The following is a 5,777-nucleotide window of genomic DNA, read 5'->3' on the forward strand; positions in this document are numbered from 1 at the left end:
TACTCCGAGGCCGACCTGGAAATGCTGGATCGCCTGACTTTGGCGTTGCTAAATCGGCAAATCGAAGTGGAAAAAAGTTTTGTAGCAAAAGCTGCCTGACCGCCAAAACGCATCAAGTTCCTCCAAAGCAACAGGGGATCCTCTGCGGATCCCCTTACCTGTCGATTGAGCTAGAGTCTCCTCAGCAAACGCCGAGGAGTTCTGGGCTGCAGCGGCCGGGTGTGAGGGCTAGACCGCGACGGTCTTCTTCACCTGAGCTGCCAAAGCGCCAGAAGCATACTTGGCTGCCATCTCATCCAAGGTAACCACCGGAACCTTGGTGCCATGGCCGGCACAGCCGAAGGCGATGTAGCGCTCAGCGCACACTTTTTGCATTTCCTTAATAGAAGGCTTGAGGAAAGAGCGGGGATCAAAGTCTTTCGGATTTTCGGCCAGGGCGCGGCGCACGGCAGCCGTGATGGCCAGGCGGTTGTCGGTGTCGATGTTGACTTTGCGCACCCCGTTTTGGATGCCCCGCTGAATTTCTTCCAGCGGCACGCCGTAGGTCTCGGGGATGGAGCCGCCGTACTGGTTGATGATGTCGATCAACTCCTTAGGCACCGAGGAGGAACCGTGCATCACCAGGTGGGTGTTGGGCAGGCGGCGGTGGATCTCGGCGATGCGCTCCATGTCGAGAATGTCGCCGGTGGGCTTGCGGGAGAACTTATAGGCGCCGTGGCTGGTGCCAATGGCTACAGCCAGCGCATCCACCTGAGTTCGCTCCACAAAGTCCACCGCTTGGTCGGGGTCGGTGAGCAGTTGGTCGTGGCTGAGGGCCCCTTCAGCACCGTGACCATCTTCTGCTTCGCCACGGCCTGTCTCCAGGGATCCCAGGCAGCCCAGTTCCCCTTCCACGCTCACCCCAATTGCGTGGGCCACTTTCACCACTTCGGAGGTAACGGCCACGTTGTACTCGTAGCTGGCCGGCGTTTTGGCATCTTCTTTGAGGGAGCCATCCATCATGACGCTGGTGAAGCCGTTGCGGATGGCAGAGTAGCAGGTGGCGGGGCTGTTGCCGTGGTCTTGGTGCATGGCGACGGGAATGTGGGGGTAGGTCTCCACCGCCGCCAGGATCAGGTGGCGCAAAAAGTGCTCGCCCGCATACTTGCGTGCCCCTCGAGAGGCTTGCAGGATGACCGGACTGTTGGTTTCATGGGCAGCTTGCATGATCGCTTGGATCTGCTCCATGTTGTTGACGTTGAAAGCCGGAATGCCGTAGCCGTGTTCGGCGGCATGATCCAGCAGCGTCCGCATTGCAACGAGAGCCATCGGTTACCTCCTGAGGTGCTGACCTAATGCGTATAAGGTTTGCTTACCGTTGATCTTAAGATACTTTTTACGTTTTGGCGGATAAGCCGCCGGCGATCTGCGTATCTTGCCGAGGGATCTTTGCAACCATTGGCCGTGAGGCTCGCGCTCAGACGCAACAGGCCCACCAACCTCTCCAGATACAGTAGGAAAGGGCCGGGAGGGCAGGACTTTTCCCATCGAGGAAGGCTCTGCCCCTGCCTGACCATGTGTTCATATCGTTTCTGCATTGGTTGTCCGGAGGAATGAGAAGGTGCATTGCAATCCGTGGCCGGTCTTGGGCGCCAACCGAGGGAAGGCTCTATCCTGTGGGGGTAAACAACTGCCCTTGTCTCAAGGGAGAGGACTCCGACCCGCTAAGGCGATTGGTTTGGCCATAGCCTGCTGGGCGGCAGCGGGTCTTCGCTTGGCCGCTTGGGGGATCCCTGGGCAATCTCCGGATCAGGTGGCCGCCTGGGTGAGGGAGAATCCCGTGCTGCGGCCCCGTCCGGGCGAAACCCTGAACATCAACCGCGTGGAGCCGGATGGATCCCGGTTTACCTTTTTGGCCTCGGTGGCTCCGCCAGGACGGATCATCAACCCGCTGGATCGGGAGACGATTCGCTCGGAGCGCATGACCTTCTTTCGCCCACAAGGGCTGACGGCGGAAGATCTCTTTCAGGCGATTCGCGAGGTCTATGGGCCAGAGATTGCCGCCGATTTGGATCGGGCGGTGGAGGTGATCCGCTACCCGTCCCCAGAGGCCCTGGCGAATACTCCCGGCTATACCCTGGCCTTGGCCATTCAAGGCGTGGTGCTGCGGGGAAACCAATTCGTCTATTGGCTGGAGCTGACGCAAAACCCCGATGGCCGCGTGCAGCAAGGCCAGGTGTGGGTGTTTCAAGAGGAATGGCTGCCCAAGGTAGAAGGGGAGTTGGCGGAGCGCTTCCCCCTGCAGGTGATGACCCGTTGAGAACAAAGAGCCTGGTGCTCCCAGTCCTGAAGAGAAGGAGCGCCTGTTCAGGGGCGGCGGGAGCTGTTGACATCCAAGGCCGGCCATTCCACCCGTTCCACCTGGGGCCGAAAGCCCAGCCAAGGAGTGGCCAAGCGGGCAAATCGCTCTGGATCCCCGCTCACGCAGAAACGGTAGGGTTCCTCCTGGGCGGCGGCCGAGGGGCGGCGCAAGCCCCATAAGCTCAGTTCGCGGGCCAGGGATCGCACCAGCGCCACGCCGGGATCCACCCGTTTGACGGCTGGGGGCAGCAGGGATTTCAAGAGGGGATCCAGCAGCGGGTAGTGGGTGCAGCCGTAGACGAGGGTATCGATCCCCTGTTGCAACAGGGGCTGCAGGTAGCGTTCGGCCGCTTGCCGCAGGGCGGGGCCGTCCAACTGGCCGGCTTCGATGAGGGGGACGAACTCCGGGCAGGCCTGCTCCCAGCACTGGACAGGTTGGGGAAAACGCCTGCGATCCAGGGCGCTGTACTCCTGAATGGCCCTGGAGTAGGCGCGGCTTTTAACGGTGGCCGCCGTGGCAATCACCCCAATGCGGGATCCCTGAGACAAGGCCGCCTGGGCGCCCGGCAGGATCAGCCCCAGAATGGGCAGGGCGAACTCCTGCCGCACGTGTTCTAGGGCCAAAGCTGAGCTGGTATTGCAGGCCATCACCACCAGCTTCACCGGCTGCGCCTGCATCCACGTCAGAATTTGCCGCACAAAGGTCAAGATCTCCTCTGGGGAGCGTTCCCCATAGGGCAGCCGCGCCGTATCGGCAAAGTAGAGGAGCCGTTCCTGGGGGAGGCGGCGGCGCAAGGCTCGCCAAACCGTCAGCCCGCCCAAGCCACTGTCAAACACCCCAATTGGCCAACCGGGATCCGGATCCCAACGCATGCTCCGTTCTCCTCAACACCTTGGCTAAGCTGCTGTATCCTACCCTGCCTCTGAGGCTGTCGGCATCGCTTTCTGGCCCTCTCCCTGGGATCGGCTGCAGGACCTTAGCGGCTGCGCAGAAAGGCCTCAATGCCCTCGGCAATGGCCCGCGCCAAAATAGCCTGGTATTCGGCAGTAGCCAATTTTCGCCCTTCGGTTGGGTTGGTTACATAGCCCAACTCCAGCAGCACGGAAGGCATACCCACGGGCGTTTCCCGCACCATGAAAAAGCGGGCCCGTCGCACCCCCCGGTCGGCAGCGCCGGTGGCCCTCACCAAGCTGCGGTGCAGGATGGTGGCCAGCTCGGCGCTATCGGGCCGCAGGTAGTAGGTCTCGATGCCGTGGATGCCGGAGCGATCCAGGGCGTTGGCATGGATGCTCACCAATAGGGTAGCGTTGGCCTGAACGGCCATATCCACCCGCGGCTGCAGCAGCACTTCCCGGTCGTCGGTGCGAGTCATCACCACTCCATAGCCCCGCTCTTGCAGCAGTTGTCGTACCTGGAGGGAAACGGAGAGGACGATGTCCTTCTCCTGGATCCCATCCACTCCGATGGCGCCGGGATCCCGTCCGCCGTGTCCCGGATCGACGGCGATGACCGTCCGGCCCTGGGGTGGAGGAGGGGAAGCTTGGGCAGACGGTTGCCGCTGAGGTGTTGGCGGCGGGGCGTTGAGAGGCCGCAGCTCCAAGGTAATGCGGCGGGATCCCTGGCCGGGGTGGGGCTCAAACACATTGAACTCTTCGGCAGGTTGCACCAGAATGCTGACCGTGCGGGCATCTTCTTGCACAAAGCGGATCCGCTCCACCGGCCCCCCAACCGGCAAGCCGGGATCTGGCAAAGACTGGGGCAGGCGAGCCGGCGCCACGTTGATGCGGTAGCCGCCGCTTTCCGGATCCCAGCCAGCCCGGTAAAACAGGAACCCATCGGCGCTGATGATGAGCTGATTGCCCTGCAGCTCCACCGAGCGCAAGGTAGCCAGCGGCCCTTGGGGATCGCCCTGGCTGACCTCAGGCAAAAGGCTGGCCTGGTCAGCGCCACCGGCGGGCTGGATCCAGATCCCGCCCTGCTGCGGGTCGTAGCGGGCTTCCCAATCGCCACTCGAAGGATCCACATCCAACACCACCCGAGCAATCGTGGGCTCAAACTGCCCGATGCGCAGCCGCAAAACCCCCAGACGGTTGACGATGTAGGCTCGTTGGGTGAGGGCGGGGCTGAGGGTGGTGTTGAGAAAATCCACCACCACCCGATCCGGATCGAGGATGCGCCGCACCGTGGTGGCGGGGCTGCCCTGGGTGCGGATGAAAAAACCCTCCGCCTGCGGGGATACCCCCAAGATCTGATGGTCGGCACGGGAGGGAGCGGGGCTGCGGGGAGGTGGCGTCCGCGAAGGAGGGGGCGCAGGATCGCGGGGGCCAGGGGGAAACAGCGGGGCGGCAGGCGAGGGTTGGCCGGCCTGGAGGAATTGAACAGCCCAGCGGGAGGGGCCGGCGGTGAGCAGTTGCAGTTGGTTGAGGCTGAGAGGCTGATCCGGCTGCAGATACAGCACAAAGCGGGTGATGGTCTCTGTGAGCTGGCTGATCTGCAGGGAGGCAACACGGCCTGGGAAAGTCTGGGTTTGGGGATCCCGTCCATAGCGGGTGTTGGGAAAATCCAGAACAACCCGCGGCGGATTCTGGAGCACAAACAGGAAAGGCCGCACCTCGCCCTGGGTGTTGACTTCCAGCCGTCCCTGCTGCGGATCGTAGTACCAACGGTCGATGTGAGATAGACCTGGAGCCGTGGTTGCCTGAGCCCGGACAGGTTGAGGGAGAAACACGCCTGCTCCGGTTAAGCTCAACAGCAGCATCGCCCCCCATATCTGCCTTGACCCTGGCTTGTCCAATTCGGGCATGACCCTCCATCCACTCCGCACACCTGCTGCCCTCAACTATACCAACCTCCCCCGGGAGCGGCCTGAGAGGGAGCGCAATTTCGCTCTTGCTGGCGGGGTTGGGGGATGATGGGTTCGCTCCTTATTTTTGATTTTTGGAGGTATCCTGGGATGCCCAGCCCACCGGATCCCCTCACCCTAGCGCGAGCTGGGGACAGCCAATCGATTGTGCGGGTTGTGCGGCTGGAGCTGCTGCGGCGACGCTGGCCCGGACGGGTGAACTTTGCCGATGAAACCCTGCACATCCACCTCACCGGATCCCTGCCCCAACAGCCATCTCTGCTCGTTGCCCAACTGTTTTTGATGGTGCAGCAACTGCGGATCCCGCGGCTGAAGCAAGTGGAAATTTGTGCTTACCGCGGCTCCCAATTGCTCTGGCAGCGCAGCCTCAAGTTGGGATCCCAGCAGCGTTGGGATCGCTTTTCTTTCGATAGCTGGGCGGTCAATATCTGGGCTTATCCGGTTGCATTTGCAGTGGCCCTGCTGGTAAACAACGTTGGCTTGTTGCAGGTGTTGCATTTGCCTTTACACATCTGGATTCACGAGTTTGGCCATGCCACCATTGCCTGGTGGAGCGGACATCCAGCTTTGCCC

4 protein-coding genes and 1 pseudogene are annotated in these 5,777 nt (G+C 62.0%); 2 read left to right on the forward strand and 3 right to left on the reverse strand.

The window, feature by feature from the left end; translation table 11 throughout:
• Positions 1-228: 228 nt before the first annotated feature.
• The gene (gene fba / locus NW857_RS01730; protein WP_414332418.1) at positions 229-1,308 is read right to left on the reverse strand and encodes a class II fructose-bisphosphate aldolase; all 1,080 of its coding nucleotides are present in this window, start codon (positions 1,306-1,308) and stop codon (positions 229-231) included.
• Positions 1,309-1,717: 409 nt separating this feature from the next.
• On the opposite strand from fba, the gene NW857_RS01735 reads away from it, so the two are divergent.
• On the forward strand, positions 1,718-2,299 hold the full coding sequence (locus NW857_RS01735; protein ID WP_414332420.1) for a hypothetical protein: 582 nt from the start codon (positions 1,718-1,720) through the stop codon (positions 2,297-2,299).
• Positions 2,300-2,346: 47 nt separating this feature from the next.
• Here NW857_RS01735 and murI read toward each other — a convergent pair whose 3' ends face one another.
• Both murI and NW857_RS01745 read right to left on the reverse strand, forming a co-directional pair.
• The gene (murI, locus tag NW857_RS01740; protein WP_414332422.1) at positions 2,347-3,213 is read right to left on the reverse strand and encodes a glutamate racemase; all 867 of its coding nucleotides are present in this window, start codon (positions 3,211-3,213) and stop codon (positions 2,347-2,349) included.
• 104 nt (positions 3,214-3,317) lie between these two features.
• The gene (locus NW857_RS01745) at positions 3,318-5,144 is read right to left on the reverse strand and encodes an N-acetylmuramoyl-L-alanine amidase (protein WP_414332424.1); all 1,827 of its coding nucleotides are present in this window, start codon (positions 5,142-5,144) and stop codon (positions 3,318-3,320) included.
• Positions 5,145-5,294: 150 nt separating this feature from the next.
• Here NW857_RS01745 and NW857_RS01750 point away from each other — a divergent pair.
• Positions 5,295-5,777, forward strand: a pseudogene (locus NW857_RS01750) (hypothetical protein); the annotation flags it as partial.

The organism is Synechococcus sp. H55.9, from assembly GCF_047462355.1.
Lineage (GTDB): Bacteria > Cyanobacteriota > Cyanobacteriia > Thermostichales > Thermostichaceae > Thermostichus.